At 54.0% G+C, this 18,138-nt stretch carries 24 protein-coding genes and 1 pseudogene; 5 read left to right on the forward strand and 20 right to left on the reverse strand.

The window, feature by feature from the left end:
* Positions 1–145: 145 nt before the first annotated feature.
* From KB892_RS30800 to ltrA, 14 genes and pseudogenes are all read right to left on the reverse strand, one after another.
* Positions 146–466 (reverse strand): hypothetical protein, encoded by a 321-nt coding sequence (locus tag KB892_RS30800; protein ID WP_001568049.1) that lies wholly within the window; start codon positions 464–466, stop codon positions 146–148.
* 34 nt (positions 467–500) lie between these two features.
* Positions 501–755 (reverse strand): DNA polymerase III subunit theta, encoded by a 255-nt coding sequence (locus tag KB892_RS30805; RefSeq protein ID WP_011977779.1) that lies wholly within the window; start codon positions 753–755, stop codon positions 501–503.
* Between the two features lie 187 nt (positions 756–942).
* Entirely contained in the window at positions 943–1,134 is a 192-nt protein-coding gene (locus KB892_RS30810) for a hypothetical protein (RefSeq protein WP_001568047.1), read from the reverse strand.
* 42 nt (positions 1,135–1,176) lie between these two features.
* Complete coding sequence (locus KB892_RS30815) at positions 1,177–1,683, reverse strand: antirestriction protein ArdA (protein ID WP_013214014.1); 507 nt, start codon at positions 1,681–1,683, stop codon at positions 1,177–1,179.
* Between the two features lie 42 nt (positions 1,684–1,725).
* On the reverse strand, positions 1,726–2,154 hold the full coding sequence (locus KB892_RS30820; protein WP_001568045.1) for an antirestriction protein: 429 nt from the start codon (positions 2,152–2,154) through the stop codon (positions 1,726–1,728).
* Positions 2,155–2,834: 680 nt separating this feature from the next.
* Positions 2,835–3,602 (reverse strand): hypothetical protein, encoded by a 768-nt coding sequence (locus KB892_RS30825; RefSeq protein WP_013214013.1) that lies wholly within the window; start codon positions 3,600–3,602, stop codon positions 2,835–2,837.
* A 53-nt stretch (positions 3,603–3,655) separates the two neighbouring features.
* Complete coding sequence (locus tag KB892_RS30830) at positions 3,656–4,075, reverse strand: DUF1380 domain-containing protein (RefSeq protein ID WP_001568043.1); 420 nt, start codon at positions 4,073–4,075, stop codon at positions 3,656–3,658.
* Between the two features lie 9 nt (positions 4,076–4,084).
* Positions 4,085–4,306: a hypothetical protein gene (locus KB892_RS30835; protein ID WP_001568042.1), complete on the reverse strand. Its 222-nt coding sequence runs from the start codon at positions 4,304–4,306 to the stop codon at positions 4,085–4,087.
* Positions 4,306–5,007 carry a DNA methylase gene (locus KB892_RS30840; RefSeq protein WP_001568041.1) on the reverse strand — a complete coding sequence of 234 codons (702 nt, stop codon included), beginning with the start codon at positions 5,005–5,007 and terminating at the stop codon, positions 4,306–4,308. The genes KB892_RS30835 and KB892_RS30840 overlap by 1 nt, the downstream gene beginning before the upstream one ends.
* A 71-nt stretch (positions 5,008–5,078) precedes the next feature.
* A pseudogene (locus KB892_RS31395) lies at positions 5,079–5,248 on the reverse strand (hypothetical protein); the annotation flags it as partial.
* 195 nt (positions 5,249–5,443) lie between these two features.
* Entirely contained in the window at positions 5,444–5,674 is a 231-nt protein-coding gene (locus tag KB892_RS30845; protein ID WP_001568040.1) for a hypothetical protein, read from the reverse strand.
* 62 nt (positions 5,675–5,736) lie between these two features.
* Positions 5,737–6,408 (reverse strand): plasmid partitioning/stability family protein, encoded by a 672-nt coding sequence (locus KB892_RS30850; protein ID WP_013214012.1) that lies wholly within the window; start codon positions 6,406–6,408, stop codon positions 5,737–5,739.
* 2 nt (positions 6,409–6,410) lie between these two features.
* A complete protein-coding gene (gene parM, locus KB892_RS30855) occupies positions 6,411–7,382 on the reverse strand; it encodes a plasmid segregation protein ParM domain-containing protein (RefSeq protein ID WP_004152353.1) in 972 nt (323 codons plus the stop codon).
* Between the two features lie 248 nt (positions 7,383–7,630).
* Positions 7,631–9,118 (reverse strand): group II intron reverse transcriptase/maturase, encoded by a 1,488-nt coding sequence (ltrA, locus tag KB892_RS30860; RefSeq protein WP_004178082.1) that lies wholly within the window; start codon positions 9,116–9,118, stop codon positions 7,631–7,633.
* A gap of 407 nt (positions 9,119–9,525) precedes the next feature.
* Here ltrA and umuD point away from each other — a divergent pair, with 407 nt between their 5' ends.
* The 5 genes from umuD to KB892_RS31400 all read left to right on the forward strand — a co-directional run bounded on the left by umuD (position 9,526) and on the right by KB892_RS31400 (position 14,089).
* Positions 9,526–9,957 carry a translesion error-prone DNA polymerase V autoproteolytic subunit gene (gene umuD / locus KB892_RS30865; protein ID WP_001568036.1) on the forward strand — a complete coding sequence of 144 codons (432 nt, stop codon included), beginning with the start codon at positions 9,526–9,528 and terminating at the stop codon, positions 9,955–9,957.
* Positions 9,957–11,228, forward strand: a complete 1,272-nt coding sequence (locus KB892_RS30870) for a Y-family DNA polymerase (RefSeq protein ID WP_004197646.1) — start codon at positions 9,957–9,959, stop codon at positions 11,226–11,228. Before umuD ends, KB892_RS30870 begins: the two co-directional genes overlap by 1 nt.
* Before the next feature lie 411 nt (positions 11,229–11,639).
* Positions 11,640–12,515: a RepB family plasmid replication initiator protein gene (locus tag KB892_RS30875; protein WP_004098982.1), complete on the forward strand. Its 876-nt coding sequence runs from the start codon at positions 11,640–11,642 to the stop codon at positions 12,513–12,515.
* Between the two features lie 648 nt (positions 12,516–13,163).
* Positions 13,164–13,790, forward strand: coding sequence for a ParA family plasmid-partitioning AAA ATPase (locus KB892_RS30880; protein WP_004197649.1), 627 nt, complete (start codon positions 13,164–13,166; stop codon positions 13,788–13,790).
* Positions 13,787–14,089 carry a hypothetical protein gene (locus KB892_RS31400; RefSeq protein ID WP_004197636.1) on the forward strand — a complete coding sequence of 101 codons (303 nt, stop codon included), beginning with the start codon at positions 13,787–13,789 and terminating at the stop codon, positions 14,087–14,089. Before KB892_RS30880 ends, KB892_RS31400 begins: the two co-directional genes overlap by 4 nt.
* 463 nt (positions 14,090–14,552) lie before the next feature.
* Here KB892_RS31400 and KB892_RS30890 read toward each other — a convergent pair whose 3' ends face one another.
* The 6 genes from KB892_RS30890 to ccdA form a co-directional block, all read right to left on the reverse strand.
* The gene (locus KB892_RS30890) at positions 14,553–15,347 is read right to left on the reverse strand and encodes a site-specific integrase (RefSeq protein ID WP_004197635.1); all 795 of its coding nucleotides are present in this window, start codon (positions 15,345–15,347) and stop codon (positions 14,553–14,555) included.
* A 197-nt stretch (positions 15,348–15,544) separates the two neighbouring features.
* A complete protein-coding gene (locus KB892_RS30895; RefSeq protein WP_017899884.1) occupies positions 15,545–16,561 on the reverse strand; it encodes a hypothetical protein in 1,017 nt (338 codons plus the stop codon).
* A gap of 10 nt (positions 16,562–16,571) precedes the next feature.
* Positions 16,572–16,886 (reverse strand): hypothetical protein, encoded by a 315-nt coding sequence (locus KB892_RS30900; protein WP_053389906.1) that lies wholly within the window; start codon positions 16,884–16,886, stop codon positions 16,572–16,574.
* Positions 16,887–16,912: 26 nt separating this feature from the next.
* Positions 16,913–17,308, reverse strand: a complete 396-nt coding sequence (locus KB892_RS30905; RefSeq protein ID WP_017899885.1) for a hypothetical protein — start codon at positions 17,306–17,308, stop codon at positions 16,913–16,915.
* Positions 17,309–17,476: 168 nt separating this feature from the next.
* The gene (ccdB, locus tag KB892_RS30910) at positions 17,477–17,782 is read right to left on the reverse strand and encodes a type II toxin-antitoxin system toxin CcdB (RefSeq protein WP_013023785.1); all 306 of its coding nucleotides are present in this window, start codon (positions 17,780–17,782) and stop codon (positions 17,477–17,479) included.
* 1 nt (position 17,783) lies between these two features.
* Entirely contained in the window at positions 17,784–18,002 is a 219-nt protein-coding gene (gene ccdA, locus KB892_RS30915) for a type II toxin-antitoxin system antitoxin CcdA (protein ID WP_001568025.1), read from the reverse strand.
* Between the last annotated feature and the right edge of the window lie 136 nt (positions 18,003–18,138).

Below are 18,138 nucleotides of genomic sequence, written 5' to 3' on the forward strand. Positions count from 1 at the left end.
TTTTCGCGGTTAGCGGAGTGTGGCTCGACGACTGAACCGCGCCAGCGGGTCAGGAGCCGAAGGTGGCCCCGGAGCAGATTGTGTGAAAGGAAAGTGAGGCAAAGCCAGAGGAAGAGCAGCAGCAAGATGAAGGGTACCGGTCAGGTCAGGACTGAGATTCGCCCTGCTCTTTTCTGTACTGTACAACGCAGTACCAGGCCGAAGCCAGGAAAGCAAAAACGGTGATCAACCCGCGTAATTCGTCACCCGGCTCTTTCCCCTTCAGCATCAGCGTTATGATGATGCCGGCAACGATAATCCACGCAATGCCACTCCAGAGGCGCAGCTTATCCGCCACGACATTAATCAGAACAAAAGCAACGGCCAGGATAGCCCCCCACAGAGCCGGAACAGGCTGAAACGGAATAAAAAACAGGTTAATACCGGTTAAAAGCGTCACGGCTGCAAACATCAGAGACATACGCATAAAATTTCCTCCCTGGACACACTGACTATAAGAATCACTTCTGCTGCTCATCTCCGGGTTTATTATATTCGGGCGCATTTGCGCGCGGCAGCTGCTGACTGTTCAGTCGATGTACGCGGAGCCGTTCATGGAAATATTCGCGCAGGTGTTCAGGCTGTTCCCGTTCAACAAGTTCCGGCACGACGGGCTTGTTCATGCGCTCCTGCCAGGCAACAGCAGCAGCCACCTTATCGACGGCAACTTTATCCTGCTCCTCCTTTGAAAAAGAGGCGATATTCCACTTTGACATATGCTTTACCGGTCTGCTTTACAGGAAGATATCCCTGATAATACGCGAATTCCGGGGCAACAGCGACTGACAACGGAGAGGAGAGTGCGCGGCGCCGGAGGCGCGGCGACGTCTCTCTCCGGCAGGCGCAGCCTGCCCGGGTTTTCGCGCGGCCGGAAGCGGCAGAGGTTCCCCCCTGCCCTGTGATTTATCGTGCCTTTCCCCCCTGAAGAATGAAATGGCCGCCAATATAGACGGCGCACTGACAGGTCATGTATTCGCAGATTTCATCCATCACCTGCGCAGTGGTCAGTTCCCGCTGACCGGCATCGCGGCGGCGGGCATTAATCAGGGCTTTGTACTGTCGCAGGATATCGCGGCTTTGTGGTGCAAGTTTCATGTGCTTTCTCCTTAACCGGCGGGCTTCCCCGCCGGATAGTCATCAGTTGCTGAATACATAGCCTTCATGGAAGACATAGCCGCTGCTGAACAGATCCCGCGCGTAAGCCTCATAATCGAAATAGACGCGCAGGGATTCAGGCACCTCGTTTAACAGGCCGTGATCCTCCACAAAGCCATAAGCAAAATCCTCCTCGCTTTCAGCCTCGCCACAATACGCCTCATCAAAGGCGTCATAGTCGCACTCGCCGGTATAGTCCGCCCAGGCCACAAACGCGGCAGCGCGTCCTTCGTCCTGCGCCTGCCGGAATGCCTCGATAAACGCCCACTTAACAGAGGATTCAGAGGCAAACTGAGACGGGATCCCTTCCCAGTCCTGAAACATAAACTCGGGGTCATCCTCGGCGGCATGCAACGCCCGGCAGGCGTCATAAAATTCGTCTTCGTCGTCGAAGTCGGTTAAATCAAACCATTTGCCAAAAATACTGCCGCCGTTGTACTGGTGATATGTGCCCACGTAGACGGCCGGAACGGTTACTGATGAAGTCATTTTTGTCTCCCTGCGGGGCGGTGTAACCGCCCCGGTCGTTAATCAGTCCAGCGCGGCGTAAATAGCACTGCATTCGGGGTGAAAGGTGATGTGATTCCAGAGCTGGGCATCACGCAGCATATAAAGGCGAGTCAGCGCCGGGTTACTGCTGTCATGATGGGCCGCCAGACGGCGATTAATCGCCAGGCTGGTCAGAATAATGCCCGCCGCGTCGGCGCTGACAGTGCGATCAAACCAGTTTTCGCTACTGACCAGATGTACCCGGCCACAATCCGGCATCATGTAGCCGCCCCCCTCCGGCAGGCGAATAAAATGCCAGAAGCCGCCCTCATATTCGGGCATCCATTTTTTGGCCAGAGCGTACACCTGTAATTCCGCGAGCATGAAATCCGTGCCGAACAGGTACGGCATAAAAGACAGGCGGTCGGACTCCTCAACATTCAGGACCGGGCATGTATTCACATACTGCATGGATAAACCTCCGTAATCACATAGACTGCGGCACCGGGTTGTGCCGTGCCGACACGACAGCCCGGCGAAAAGCGGAAGATGCAGGGGCGACACCGGAGGCCGCAGCGCAGATATAGCGCGAAGCTGGTCTGGACGGTTTTCGAGCGAAACCTGAGCGAGAAAACGACGGGAAGAACGGCGAGCATCATAAAAAACCTGCGACCGGGCGAGGATGGCGGCGTCAGCGCACCCTTGCATCTGCAGCGGCCGGGCTAAAGTGAAGGCACGGCACTACCCGTCGCGATGCAGGAGGTTGAATACAGGGTTTCTCTCCCCCGTTTTTCGACCACCGGGAGAAAAGCGGAAGCAGATGTCGCAACGCGACAGACGCAGTAATAAGGCCACGGACCGGAGGGATGGGGCCGGGTGAAGCGGAGCCGGCGGCAACGGCAAGCCGGCGACTGCCTTATCCGGGGATGGCGGCGCCAGCGAACTCCAGCCTCTGCGGCTGCCGGGCTAAAGTGAAGGCACGGCACAGCCAGCACACGGCACGGCGATAACAGAGGGTTGTGTTCACCCAAAAGGCCCGGAAACCGGGCCGGGTGGACGCGGAGCCGGCACGGCGACATCCTTATCGCACCACACCTCCTGTGCCGGCAGGCTGACAAGGGAGGGTCCCCCTCCCCTGACGCTCCGGGCTGTCACTCCTGAGTTCTGCTGGCGCGGGCCTCTCTCACCATTTCCCTTAAAACCCGGCGATCAAACCAGCGCCGGACCGGAGTGTCCGTAAAACGCAGCTGATCAGCGATAACCCCTGCGCTCCTGATAGTTTCCTCCCGCTCGTTAACCAGGGTGAGCAGGACCGGGCAGAATCGCGCATCGCGAATCAGAATGGCATCGAGGACCTGATCCAGCCTGTCGGTTTCGTCTTCGTCCAGGCAGTTATCATGATCATACTCCACGGCCAGCAAGCGCCAGTCACCGATCCGCCTGTCCATCAGACGGGGATTGACGGACGGCGTAAGCGCGGCGGCGATGCGCTTCGTATCCCGGTGGACGATTTCCGATATCTGCGTGAGGGAGGCTTTCAGGAAGGCCAGCAGATCGTCACATTCCGCCGCTGTCAGCCACTCCTGAGCGTAAGGCAGGCGGATAACCTGACAGTCAGCCAGCCGCTCCGGATGCGGATATGCCTGCACCGGAAAGAGATGCAGACGAGCCGGGGTTCCCGCCAGCCGCCGGGCGCTGGCGAGCAACAACGCTGCCCGGCCATACGTCAGCGGCTGACAAAGCTGTTCCGTAAGCGTGAGGATTTCCACGCCACTGAGAGAGCCGCAGGCGGCAAGCCAGCCGGGTACGGTTTCGGGGGCGACGGGCGCCATATCAACAGTGTCGGGCCAGCCAGCCTGGCGCAGCATCCGGTCGCCGTGACGCAGAATAAGCGTGTTAAGGGTTTCTTTTTTCATCATTATCGTCTCTGTCCGGGTTATATCACCCCGCCGCGTGGCGGGGCGATCTGCTGTCAGCTTTTCAGTAATGCCCGCACTTTTGCTGTATCCGCCAGGCGGCGCATTACGCTTTCCGGCACCGGGAGATTGCGATCCCGTGCGGTCCATTCCCTGTCCCACAATGCCTGTTCGGCGGTAATCAGCAGGGTTTCAAGCAGGTCAACCGGCACAGTCACCCTCTGCCCGTTCTCTTTCACCTGGTCTATCAGTGCCATCACCAGGCCGGCTGACACGCCCGACTCAAGCCGTTGTTCTTCCGGTATAGTGTCCATGCGTTCCAGTACTGCCCTTACGTCATGTTCTGAAAAGGAATATTCCATCCCGTCAGCCAGTGCTTCAATATCCGCCGGGGTCCAGATAATCAGGTTCAGCGGGGTTTCTGCGGGATATTGCTCATTCAGCATCCTGCAAAGATCTTCACGGGTTCCGTACATGTTCTCTCCTCAATCCAGAAAGCTTTCATCGAGCATCAGTGCAATATTGAACGCCTCATCCATCAGGACGCTGAGACGTCGCAGACTGATACCGGCAAGCCGTTCCGCCAGTCCGTCGTACCGGTAGTGGTACGTGTCTTCCAGCACTTTCAGGGTGGTTTTCAGGTCGCAAAGATTGTTCGCCAGCCCGGCCATATCGCGGCGCAGGGCTTCGTGTCCGTCGTAATTCATTACGCGGCCTCCGGAAGCCATTCATCGTTCGCCGCCGGGGTATTTACGGCCCGGTGCATGGCGGCCAGTCGTTCGGTTCCGGCCCGGTGGTACTGCGCCAGCATTTCGATGCCGATATAGCGGCGTCCGGCACGGTATGCAGCGACGCAGGTCGAACCGCTTCCGGCAAACGGGTCGAGAACAATCGCGCCCGGAGCGCTGAATGACTCAATCAGCGGCTGTAGCGCCTCCACTGGTTTCTGCGTCGGATGCAGGGTATTACCGGTATACGGGAAGGGCAGCACATCCGGCAGCGGTTTAAGGGGCGGCACGGGGCGGCCTTTGGCAAGGACATAAGCCCCTTCATGGCAGTAGTCCACAAATCCGCGTCGGGCCCTGGCGTTACGACGGTTGGAGGCATAGTTTTTGGTGAACACAAGCTGGCCCACGGCATAGAATCCTGCCGCCTTCCACGCGGCCATAAAGCGGTCCACACGGTTCCAGCCGTAGAAGCTCACCATCAGCGCGTCTTTTTTAAGGACGCGGTACATCTCCAGCGTGGCCGGTTGCAGCCATTCGTCCGTCACATCCCCGGCAATCTGTCTGCCCTGACGGTCCTTAAAACCGACGAGGTAAGGCGGATCGGTCACAATAAGGTCCACGGCACGGTCGGGGAATCCGCGCATCACATCAATACAGTTCCCGAGAATGAATCTGGACATGGCAGCACTCCTGTAGTCTGAGGGGGCAGGAGGCATCACCGCGATACCGTTCCCTGCCGCACGCTGCCTGTTCATCGCGTCCGGTCACGGGTCAGGCCGACCGTGGAATACCGCAGCCGTCCGTCTTTTGGACGGCAAGGATATGCCGCGAAAGCGGCTTGAAGGGCGTTCCTTAAAAGGGCGAGGGACTGGCGTACACTCTCAACGACGCCGGGCCGGAGCGGAAAAACCGCCCGTCCCGTACCAGACCGGACGCGAGACACTGGCAGCGGGCGGCAGGCTGGCGTTAACTCCAGGCGAACGGGGAATTACCGGCATACCTGTCCACAAATCCGGGGCTTAAAATTGTGGATAACCTGAAGGCAAACGACGGAGAAGCGCGGGAGAACAGACGCCACCACGTCTGTTCTTTTTTTGAACAACCGGAAAGTTTGTATCAGCGGTTCAGGGATTTATCCCCGGCCAGGGACAGGCCAATATAGACGCCCGCCCCCCAGATGACCTGCGACAAAATGAAAACCCACTGCGGAACGTCGAAAACCAGAAGCGGAAGCAGACATACCGTCACAATGCCAATCAGCCGGCTGCCAAATTTTCTTCGCACCGGTTCACTGCTGTCGACGGGAATGCGGGCGAGACGGAGAACATTTCTGAATCCTGGTGACATGAGAACCGCCCTGGGATGCCAGTCATTTGAAATCGGTGTAGTAGTGGATGTGATTCGTACTGTTAGTCGCCGAATGCACGCCGCATATTTTTCTTTATTTCCCGGGTATCCGACCCGGACACCGGCGCGGCAGATGCTGCCGGCGTATCCGGTACTGCAGCTGCAGCCCTGTTCACGTCAGCGGTGCCGGCCATCTGCTGAACCAGTGCCTGCAGCTCACTGACCGAGGTGGGCGGTACCGGCATACTGGCCAGCAGGCGCGGCAGTTCAGGCGCCGTCGTGTGGAGGGCAAGACCGGTGATAATCAGGTTTCTCAGCAGATCCCCACGCAGACGGGATGACGCTTCCGTCAGCACACTTTCCACCCGTTCCCCACTCCGGCCATTCTGAAGCGTCAGGGTGTAACGCCGGCGCTGGTATTCCGTCTCCGGTGACACGGGCAGAGCAGCCCCACCATTTTCGGGCTCATCCGGAAGGCCGGTGAGTGAGGACCAGGTTCCGGAGACCAGGGCCATCACGGCGCAAAGGCGGACAGCGCTTAGCTGCCCGGCAAAGAACACCGGGATCAGCGCCGGTAAACGGGCATCCACCTGGTATACCACCGCCCCGGCGGTGGCGGCGGTACGGATGAACTCACCGCGCAGGGGCTGTGAGATGGTGCTGATGGTTGCCATCGCCGCGATGTCGGTGCGATCGTCGCTGTGCAGATAGAAAGAATACTGGCCGTCCGGCACGTTTAGTCCTCTTTATTGTAAAGGGCAATCTCCCTGGCCAGCGCCATCTGCGGATCGCCTATAACCTCGATACGGTCATGAGCCAGAGGCCAGGCCTGACGGATAGCTTCTTCTATGAGGGAAGCCCCTCCCCCGACCAGGAATACCCGGTTAACGTTCCTGAAGGCCGTCAGCTCACTGGTGACACGCGCCCCCAGGGAAGTGATTGCCTCTGTTATTTTGTTCCGAACCTCGTCAATTTTACCGGCATCGTTGATCACACGCTGCAGATACTGACGATCATTGCGGTTGCGGATGACAGTGTCAGCGATGAGGGCGCTGGTTTCGCTGTCTGCCGCACGCAGCGCGCCTGCAGCTGCGCGGGTGACCTGTGACACACCGACAGACGGATTACCGTGCACCGCACTGATATCATCAAACTGGCCGACAATCACACCGGCATCGAGCGTGGTACCACCGAGATCGATAATCAGGGTGGTCTCAGCGGGGCCGGGTTTCAGCTCCGCGAGACGGGAGAACGCCGCCGGTAGTGATTCCGGCATCACCTTCACGTCCGTTACGGTAAATGCCCTGCCCTTATTCAGAACCAGCTCACGCATCAGGTTTTCCCGTTTGCGTCGTATGTTCTCCTCGTTCCGCTGGCAGTCCCCGTCGTAATACTCACTCAGGGGCAGCGTCACGGTCAGGCTCACCGGCTGCGGCTCCAGTCCGCTGTTCAGCAGCGCATGATGCACGGCCAGCAGGTTGAGATCACCGTACTGATATTCCACGTTTGTTGTCGGGATGGCATCCCGACTGACGCTGTCCCAGGTGTATTTCAGCGTCCCCACCTGATAGTTGAACGTTGCCGCACTGAATTCCGCCACTTTCCAGCCATGCCGGAAGGAGTTCGCAGAAACCCGGGTCTGAAGCTCATCGCCTTCAAACCATGCCAGCTTAACATTAGTTGAACCATCATCGCAGTAAATATTCATCAATATGCTCCGTTAGTTACACTCAATTTGATACCAATTATAAGAGCAAAATGAAAAAAACAAAGTAATATTTCTCAATATGAGCAATATAAAAATATCAAAATGATTAATATAAGCATTTTGAACACCTTTATTTACTCAAAATGTTCTTAAGGCATGCGATCTGGATTATCGTCACGCTGTTAAATATGTCGCGGTAGGGATACCCGTTACCGGATACCCCCCGCACAGATCCCGGCGTGCGCGATTTACGCACCGGGCTCCTGCCTCGGGTGTCTGGCGGTGAACCGCTCCACAGGCCATGGATGAAGAACCCGAACCCTTGGTAGCCATGCGGCTGCCAGTTTGTTTGCTTTCGTCCAGGTCGTATCATCCTTCTGGCTCCTGCGCCTGAGCGCCCGGCGCCAGAGGTTTGTTACGTGTGTCCTGAACTTCTGCATGGTGGGGAAGTTGCCCGGTACCGAGTGATAGTTCAGGTATCCCTGAACCACTCTCCTGAGCCATTTTCCCTGTTCGGGGATTGAGTAATGCCAGCGCCTTCGCAGACCGTCTTTGATGGCTTTCAGAGTTGCCGTCATCCGATCCCGGCGGGTCTTTCGTATCAGCATGAACCTGCCGTTGCGATCTTTCCCGCTGATGTGCGTGAACCCGAGGAAGTTGAACGTTTCTGGTTTGCCTTTTCCCCTGATGGCACGGTTTTCGGCAGCGAAGCGGCCGAACTCCATCAGACGGGTTTTCTCCGGGTGAACCGTGAGTCCGAACTCCCTCAGTCTGCGCTGCATGGCTATACGGAAGCGCCGGGCATCGTATCGTTTGTCGAACCCGATGACGATGTCATCGGCGTATCTGACCATTACCACATTGCCTGTGGCATAGCGACGTCGCCACTGATGCGCCCACAGATCGAAGACGTAGTGGAGGTATATGTTTGCCAGCAGCGGTGAGATGACCGCACCCTGTGGGGTGCCTTCCTCCGTTGCTCGCCATTGACCCTCCTCCGACGTCCCGGCTGTGAGCCACTTACGTATGAGCCTGATTACCCTCCGGTCGCCGATCCGATGCTCTGTGAACCTGATCAGCCATTCGTGGCTCACCCTGTCGAAGAACTGACTGATGTCGGCATCCAGTACCCAGTTTACGTTAGTGCGTACCAGCCCTGTGGCCAGTGCGTCCAGTGCATCGTGCTGGCTTCGCCCGGGTCTGAACCCGTATGAGAACCCCATAAAGTCGTTTTCATAGACTGCGTTCAGGATTTTCACCAGCGCATACTGGACGATCTTGTCCTCCAGCGAGGCGATGCCGAGCGGGCGTTGTTTTCCATCCGCTTTTGGGATGTAGTGACGCCTGCCGGGCTGCGCCCTGTAGCTGCCCTGATGTAGCCTCCGGTGCAGATCTGTTATGTTGTTCTTCATGTTTCCGGCGTAGTCCATCCACCTGATGCCATCCACTCCGGCGGCCGCTTTCCTGCTCAGGGAGAGGAATGCGGCTTCCAGTGCTTCGACTGTCAGCAGGTGGAACAATGCTGTAAACCGTTCTTTCTTCCGCTGCTTCGCAGCTTCCCGCACGCGTGACAGCCTCTGTGACATGCTTTCCCGGCTCTGTGTCCGGCGCATGTGTGGCTGTTCCGCGTTCCCCTTGGCCCCGCTCCTTCGCTCCACTGACTCCGCTCCTTTCGGGTTGTTCGCCTGCTTCGCCGCTACTATGAGCGAGTCCGACTTCTCCTCTCCGTACATCACCGGCTATGACTCCTCGTCTTCCCGGTGCGGGCCATCTCCGACACTGGCAGATGGTCAGAGGGGAGATCTCCCGGTTCCCGCGTAGAGATCGTATTGACATGCCAGGGTCTCAGACCCCGCCGGGTCCATGTGGCACTCGCAGTATCGCACCCTATGATGTTGCCTTCCGTTAACAGTACAACGTCGGCACCCGGTAATTTAATATACATTTCGTGGCTCAATGGCTGGCCTGTCAACACCCCTGTCAACGCTTCGCCCCATACCTCGCGGTATGCAACGCATGACTCGGGGACCTTGTGGATTGCTGGTCCTTCAATGGTCGGGGACTTTCACCCCTTGATCTCTAACCGGTCTCCCGGCGCACACTGTATGCATAACCAGTAAAAATTAGAGTGTCAGGAGGAAAGATGAAACTACAACTTTTCAGCACCGGGAAAGAACTCCCGCCACAGGCCCATCCATTGTTTGCCGATCTGGCCAGCTGCGGTTTTCCCAGCCCTGCTGCTGACTATGTCGAGTCCGATCTGGATCTCCATGATTACTGCATACGGCATCCGAGCGCGACGTACTACCTGCGTGCCAGCGGAGACAGCATGGCCGACGGCAGTCTGTACAATGGCGATCTGCTGGTTGTGGACAGTGCTGAAAAGCCGCGGCACGGCGATATCGTTGTCGCCAGCGTACAGGGGGAGTTTACGGTGAAACGGCTTCTGCTGACGCCGCGACTGACGCTGCAGCCCATGAATGCCTCCTGGTCGCCGATTTATCCTGATCCCGACGAGCTGGATATCTTTGGCGTTGTCACGCATATCATCCACCGCCCGAGGGAGATGTACTGATGTTTGCCCTGGCCGATGTGAACAGCTTCTATGCCAGCTGTGAACGTGTTTTCCGCCCGGATTTGAAAGGAAAGCCGATAGTCGTCCTGAGCAACAACGACGGGAACGTAATCGCTCGCAGTGCCGAGGCGAAGCCCTGGATCAAAATGGGAACTCCGTGGTTTCAGATAAAAAACGAAAGGTACCCGGAAAAAATATATGCGTTTTCAAGTAATTATGAACTTTACGCCTCGATGTCGGCGCGCGTGATGAACTGCCTGGAGGAACTGGCCCCCAGGGTGGAACAGTATTCCATTGATGAGATGTTCCTCGACCTGACCGGCGTGGAGCACTGTATGGGGCTTGAGGACTTCGGCCGGCAGCTGCGTCAGCACGTGTATGACTGTACCCGCCTGACCATTGGCGTGGGCGCCGGACCAACGAAAACCCTCGCAAAATCAGCCCAGTGGGCCTCAAAAGAGTGGAAACAGTTTCGTGGCGTACTCGCGCTGACCAGGGGAAATCCGCAAAGGACGCGGAAACTGCTTTCACTGCAGCCGGTTGAAGAAATCTGGGGGGTGGGTAACCGTATTGCACGCAAGCTAAATGTGCTGGGCATAAAAACCGCGCTCGATCTGGCTCTGACGAACCCGGCCTTCATCCGCAAAAATTTTTCTGTGGTCCTTGAGCGAACGGTACGGGAACTGAACGGGGAAAGCTGCCTTTCGCTTGAGGAAGCCCCTCCGACGAAACAGCAAATTGTCTGCAGCCGCAGTTTTGGCGTGAAGATCACGGAGTACGAGTCACTCCGTCAGGCTATCTGTCAGCACGCAGAGCGGGCCTCTGAAAAACTGCGTAAAGAGCACCAGTATTGCCGGCATATTTCCGTTTTCATCAAAACGTCTCCGTTCGCCATTAAAGAGCCTTACTACGGCAACGTGGCTACGGAAAAACTGCTTACGCCCACTCAGGACACCAGGGACATCATTGCAGCCGCCACAATGGCTCTGGAGCGTATCTGGAGGGATGGGCACCGGTATGCCAAAGCCGGAGTTATGCTGAATGACTTCACCGGCTCCGGCGTTTCGCAGCTGCAGCTGTTTGACGAACGCCCGCCACGCCCTCACAGTGCTGAGCTGATGAGGGTTCTGGACGGGATCAACAACTCAGGGCTGGGTAAAGTATGGTTTGCCGGTAGAGGAATTGCGCCATCCTGGCAAATGAAACGCGATATGCTCTCCCCTGCGTACACCACTCGCTGGAGAGATATCCCCGTTGCGAGGATCGGTTAAATTTTGCCTTTCAGAGAGAGCCAGCAGTGCTCGCCGCAGCCGAACGACAGGGCGAAGCCCGCGAGTGAGCGAGGAAGCACCAGGGGAGCTGAAGCCTTTTAAAGCACCTTACGCACTTAAGTTCTATAGATTCCATAATGAGTTATCCACATATCCTTTGAGTAGATCCAATAACTTACCCTTAGTTATCCAAATAGATCCAAACTGATCCCTTTAGCGGCAAAACCTTTGTTTACGGGCTTCGTAGCGATTTCAGGTGTGTCGTAGTGGGAAAAAGGTGTTCTGAAGCGGGAAAAAGGTGTGTCAAAACGGGGTAAGGGTGGGTAGAATCGGGAAGAAAGGTGTGTCGAAACGGGAAATAGTTAATATTTAGGCACATATCGATCATATGCTATGAATGGATATAACTATATGAATGAGAATGTTTATATCGGCGAGGTTATAGGTCCAGATTGTGAAAGTGTTAACAATAAACTCACCGTCACAAGTAAGGCCACAGTTCAGCCTGTAGCCCTGATGAGATTAAATGTTTTTGTTCCTTCAAGCAGGCCTGCAAAGGGCACCAGAACATCAATCGATGCGACCTCTGTTCTCAAGGATCTGGAATTCTCAAGGCGGGAGGGGTACGACGATATTCGTATAACCGGTGAACGGTTGAGTATGGCCATCGACTTCAAGGTATGGGTCGGTATCATAGAAGCTTTCAGTAAGTACGGTTTAAAAACCAACAGCATTAAGCTTACTTTTCATGAGTTTGCTGGAATGTGCCGCTTTGAGTCTAAGAGATTCGATTCCCGTCTTAGAAAAAGTATTTCAGAAGCTTTGACCAGGATACGTGGCAAGACCATTACCTTTACCCGTAGCGACTCAGAGGGCCTTCAAAAAGTTTCCGTAACAGGTTTGCTTAAGACAGGTGAACTGGATTTTGCAAACGACCAGGTGGAACTTGAAGCTGATCAGCGACTATGGGAACTCTACCAAACTGATTACACTGTTCTGCTACGACATAAACCGATAAACGCTTTAACCCGAAAGGAAGCAGCTCAGGCCCTGTATACTTTCATCGAAAGCCTGCCTACGAACCCAGTCCCCATATCTTTCAAACGAATACGAGACAGGCTCTCATTGCTCTCTCCGGTAAAGGAACAGAACCGTATCATTAAACTGGCCCTCAAGCAGTTGCAGGATATTGGGTACCTTGACCACAGCATCACCAAAAAAGGTAAAGAGACTTTCATTCTGATCCACCGTCGCTCAGCAAATCTGAAACCAGGAACAGCTGTATAAGGTGTGTCAAAACGGGAAAGCAACGCGATTAAGGTGTGTTGAAACGGGAGGTCTCTTCTTAAACATCTTGATAGGTGTGTTGTAGGGGGAAGCCTCGCCTTAAACGTCTTAATAGGTGTGTTGTAGCGGGATGAGAACCTGTTAAATGTGTGTTTTTATCTGTATATACTTACGCACCTTCCCACTTCAACACACCTTTTTGGATAGAAGTGAGAAGCTATCCCGCTTCTCACCACCTTTTACCAAATTTGTCTCACCGACTCCCCACTTCGACACACCGAAGATTCAAAGGCTTCCCACTACGCCCCACTTTTTGCTTCACGCGGTCATAACTGGTTGATACTACCCTCCCTAAAGGTAGCCTGGAGTTGAAAGCCGCATTATGTGGTTCTATGGGGATTTCGGATAAAGGCACCACTTTGCCATCTTGTTATCTTGTTATCTTGCTATCTTGCTATCTTGCTATCTTGTTATATTGTTATCTTGTTATCCTAACATCTTACTAATTTGTTAAGATACAAAAACAATTCAGTTATAAATCACACAGTTAACAACTTAACAAGATATTAACTTAATAAAGAAATTGCAATATTGTCGCCTGTTTGGCAATATTAAGTTGTTAACTTAACAACTTAATATGAGGCTATGATGATAATAGTATTGGGTAGTCAAAAGGGTGGGGTTGGTAAAAGTACACTGGCGGTATCTATAGCTGCGTATCTGATGTCACTGGGCAATAGAGTGATCATTGTCGACGCAGATGACCAGAAATCTGTATTGACCTGGTACAACAATCGTCCTGAAGATCTTCCCCATATTCCGGTTACTGGCGCAACAGGCAACATCAAAGCCATGCTAAAGGAACACGAGAAATCTTATGACTTTGTCATCGCAGACTGTGCTGGCCGCGACAGTGCAGAAATGCGTAGTGGGTTGATGGCCGCTGACGTATTCATTTCTCCGTTGCGGCCTTCTCAGATGGACCTGGATGTAGTGCCTCATACATGCTCTGTTTTTACAGCAGCAAAAGATTTTAATGAGGACGTCCGGGGATATCTCGTTTTAAACATGACGCCCACGAACATGTTTGTCAATGAAGCAAATCAGGCAGCTGACGTACTCAAGGATTATCCTGAAATGCGTCTGGCTAGTTCCCGAGTTTGTGATCGAAAAGCGCATCGAGATGCCTGGGCAGAATCAATGACAATTTTTGAAACGCAAAATGACAAAGCACAACAAGAAATCGAATCGTTAGTTAAAGAGGTTATTCTGTGAGAAATAGAGCAAATACTCCATCTCGTGATGAGGCAGCGTTTATTAACGGTGGTACTGCTGGTATTGATAATACCAAAGTGACTTCAGAGAGACCATTGGCTGTAAGTAAAGCAAAACCAGTGAGCATTTCCTTTTTTGAAGAAAACTTAAAAGACATTGATGATCTTATAACGGGTGAAATGATTTCAGGTAAAAGCAGAGTGAATCGTTCTGACGTAGTCAGGGCAGCGGTAGAGGCACTAAAAAGTTTATCAAAAACAGAGATATCCAGATTAATCGCAGAAGCGAAACAACGATAATATCTTGTTATCTTGTTATCTTGTTATCTTGTTATCTTGTTATCTTGTTATCTTGTTATCTTGTTATCTTGTTATCTTGTTATCTTGTTCAGGGTGGTAACACCTTTTATATCGAGGCAACAACTTCGCGATAGTGAAAATTTGCGGATGGCCTCAGTCCTATACATAAGGGGATATACATGAATTCAAATACTACAATCGCCTTACATTTTTCGCTTGCATTACTATTTACGTTGCTATCAGTGGCTGGTAGCAACCATGATTTAGCAGGAGTTGTATCTCAATTATTCCTTATTTTCATGGCTGCATTTTTTTTCTTTAGGGCAATGAGGGCCTTTCTGAACATAATTAATGTGATTGAAAGCTGTAAAAAGTGAGGCTGGATAAGCCCCCATTAAGCTTGGACTGTTTCCCACACAAGAACTACTTTAGGTCGAAACCTGGGGTATTACCCATAGTTGACCTATGTAGATTGGTTTGGGGTTAACTTTTTTATCAACGCAACAGCTTCAGCTTCCGGCATAGCAAACTGCACCCGGTGCCGTGCCGCGACATCGAGCGCAAACACCTTCGTATAGACCTCCGTGGAACTGATCGATTTGTGGCCCATCAGGCTCTGCAAAACCTTCAGAGGTATGCCGGCGTACAGCATATGCATCGCGTAGGAGTGACGGAACGTATGGGGGGTAACCGGTACTGAGAACGTCACCCCGTCGGCCGCTGCGGCCTCCACCGCTTCGCTAAGCCAGGTGCGCACGGTACGGTCTGTGATCTCCCAGATACGTGCCTTCTCCATTCTGCCGGTGCGCTTGTTTCGTCTTTCCAGCGGAATTTTCAGGGTGGCCACCATCATCTGCAGCTGGCTGACATAGTGGTGATCGGAAAGGGGAACCAGACGATGGACCTGACTGCCTGCGGGGGCACGACCTGCCGTCCTGGCCGCTTTCTCGGTGCGCTGCTTGAGCGTGGCCAGCTGCACGAACGGATACGGCGGCACCAGCGAAAAATCCCCCCGGGTCAGCGCGAGCGCTTCATTAATGCGCGCGCCGGTGTTCCACAGCGTCGCCAGCAGCATCTTGCGGTGAAGATCCGGCACGTAATGGAGCAGGGCGCTGACTTCCGGCGCCAGCAGGTATTTCGGCAGTTCATCCTGCACGAGCGCCATCTGGCGCAGGGCGAGGGCGGCAGGGTAATCGATGGCCACCGGGAGCAATGTTCCGGGAGATGCCGGAGATCCAACTGGAACCAGGTTATTCATAATTTCTGTTAATTTTTTTCTTTGCCGAGAATTTTCTTCGTAATATTACCGGAGTCAGGATGACTAACCAGCCAGCGACGGCCAGCCAGAAAACAGACGAAGTCACAAACAAAACTACCCCGTCAATGACGGTAGACACGATATTTTCGGGCACAGGTTTCACTCCTCTTCAGTGGGTGGCTATGGAACGGGAACATTCATGACACCAACATCCAGTAGATAAAGCACAGAAAACCCATCCCCCATCCCCAGAACAGGATCTGGCCGCGGTATTTATCCCGCAGGTTAAAAAAGGGATGTGCCTGCAGGTCAACGAGCTCCTCACTTTGCGAGGCAAGCTCCCTTTCCAGCTCCAGGATTCTTTTCTGCGACTGAGCACACAGGGTAGCCAGCCGGATGACCCCGGTTGCCCGTTGCGCCACCTCCAGGTCTGAATCCCCGCTCTGCGGCAGAGACAGTTTTTCTGCCCGCAGCGGCAGGGCGTCACATTTCTCGTCCGGGAGCTGGCCCTCTTTCCTGTGCAACAGATGATAAAATGGACGATTCTTAAGTGAAGTAATTAACTGTTTTTGCGACCGTTTTTTGCCTTCGAGCTGCACGATTTTTTCCTGCAGCCCGCGATAACAGTCTTCCAGCCGGCGTACCGCGGATACCAGGGGCTCCACCCGGAGCGTTGAGCACCTGCCCCGTGGCAACTGCAGTTCGTCTGCCCGCAGCGGCATTGAGCTGGTTTCCCCCGCCGGGAACCGGAAACCCATTGCGTGCCACAGCCTGTCCCTCCGGATCTTGTTTTCTTCGTTTTCTTCATCAACCCGGGAAATTTCAATCGGCAAAACCAGGGTTGCTGGCGGAAGGCCTCTGGCCCAGAGAACAAACTGCTGCGTGATCCAGCTACCCAGGCCGAGTCCCTGCAGGCGGCGTTCCAGTCTGAACTCATCTGTAAACAGATGCAGGGCCTTCTGTTGAGGCCAGTAGATTGCAGTGAAAGTCTGAGTCTTCGTCAGTTCGGTATCGGCAAGGTACAGTGTCATTATGCAGGAGACCCGGTACAATCCGTCGGGAAAATGGTCAGAAGTTGGCCCCCACGATTCCTCCCTGCTCAGAATAACGACCAGATTTTCCTCCTGGCGGGTACTGTTATTTGTAATGATCTCCGGCAATGTCACGAGCCACATTGTTTTGTCGTCACCAGTCCGGGTAACACAGTCGGTCATGTTTTTTTCCCTAACAGTGAAGTGAACAATACACTTTAAAGACCTTATTGATGAGGCAGGCTTTCCACGGCGGAGCGCTGTGTTCAGACTGCGGCAGATGGTAGTCACCCGTGAGCACCCAGAAATCAGGCTGGCCTGATTGTTCTGCCACCATTCTGCCGTTTCGTTTGAGAATTTTTGGAGATCGCCATTTCTGACGCCTGCGGGCTGTCTCGATGGGGCTGTCCTCATTAAGGCCAGAATAAAGCCACAGCTCCTGGTGGCCATATACATCCTCAAGCTCCCGGACCACATCGTTAAATGAGCTAAATGTTGGTGTACCCATACCTCGCCTCAAAAATAGTATCCGGTTCAATAGTCATTCTTGCCAAACAGCTGAGGCAGTTCATCAAACAACATCACATGGCGGGTGCGCTTTCCCTTGAAAATGCGCCTCATCACTGGCGTGAAATCCGCAGGCTCCCAGCCATAGGGCCACGTATAGAAGATTCCGGCTTTCAGCGTGTTATCTGGTCGTTCAGGGCCAGCGACGATACGTCTTACCTCCGCGCTCAGGGCCTCACCGCGCAGGCCGTACTGTCCCAGGTAACGACGCAGCCGCGTTCTCGGCATCCGCGGATCGGATTTCACGTAAGCATTAATATCCATATGCTGCGTGGCGGTGATGATATTCATGCCGTACTTGCGCATGGTGCTGAAAGCGGTGGCCATCACGTCTGTCTCTGGTTCGCCATCAGTTCTGTTCATCTGGTTTCCTTTTACTGACTTAAGGGTGTTTGTGTGAACCGTTCGTTTAAGCTGACCCCGCGAAAGCCTGCAGGGCATCCGCTCCGGAGGGCAGTTCATGCTGAGGGTTAAGCTCTGCGGCAATGCTTCGTTTTGACATCCTCGATGTCTTTCAGGGCGGGGAGGCTGTCAAATTCCCCAGAACATCAGGTTTATCGCATTTTTGATGTCATTTTCCCGGTGGCTGAGATCGGCCACTTCCTCCCCGGTGACGGAGGACGTGACGCTGGCCATGTCCGTGGTCATCAGGCGGTAGCTTTCATCCCCGATGTGCACCACCGGATAGAGTTCACGGGAAACCTTATCCGACAGCAGCCGGGCGCTGGCCAGCGGGATCACCATCCGTCGCCCGGGGGTATCGATGATGTCACTCTGCACATCCACGAACAGACGATAGCGGCTCTCTCTTTTATAGGCATAAACCTTAAACTGCATCTCACCAGTCCCTGTTTTCGTCGGCGAATGAACCGTTCATCTCAATAAAGCGGGCAACCTCGGCCATCCCTTCCTGATTTTCAGCCTGCCAGCGTTCGGAACGCAGACGACGGGCCTCATTCTGCATGGCCCTGTTCACCAGGGCGGAGATATTGACGTCTGCGGATTTCAGTAACTGATAACTGTCGCTGTCTATGGTGACAGTGATGCGCTGCTTCATAATGCACTCCGGAATACATACTGATGATATGCATATCAGTATAGCGTAAGGATGCAGCTGACTCACGCCCGCCTGAAACATACTGTTATGTCGCCATTAATTTCACTTCGTGAAATTCACATACAAAATAATCACC

It is taken from the genome of Klebsiella sp. P1927, assembly GCF_018204675.1.
In the GTDB taxonomy this organism is placed as follows: domain Bacteria; phylum Pseudomonadota; class Gammaproteobacteria; order Enterobacterales; family Enterobacteriaceae; genus Klebsiella; species Klebsiella pneumoniae.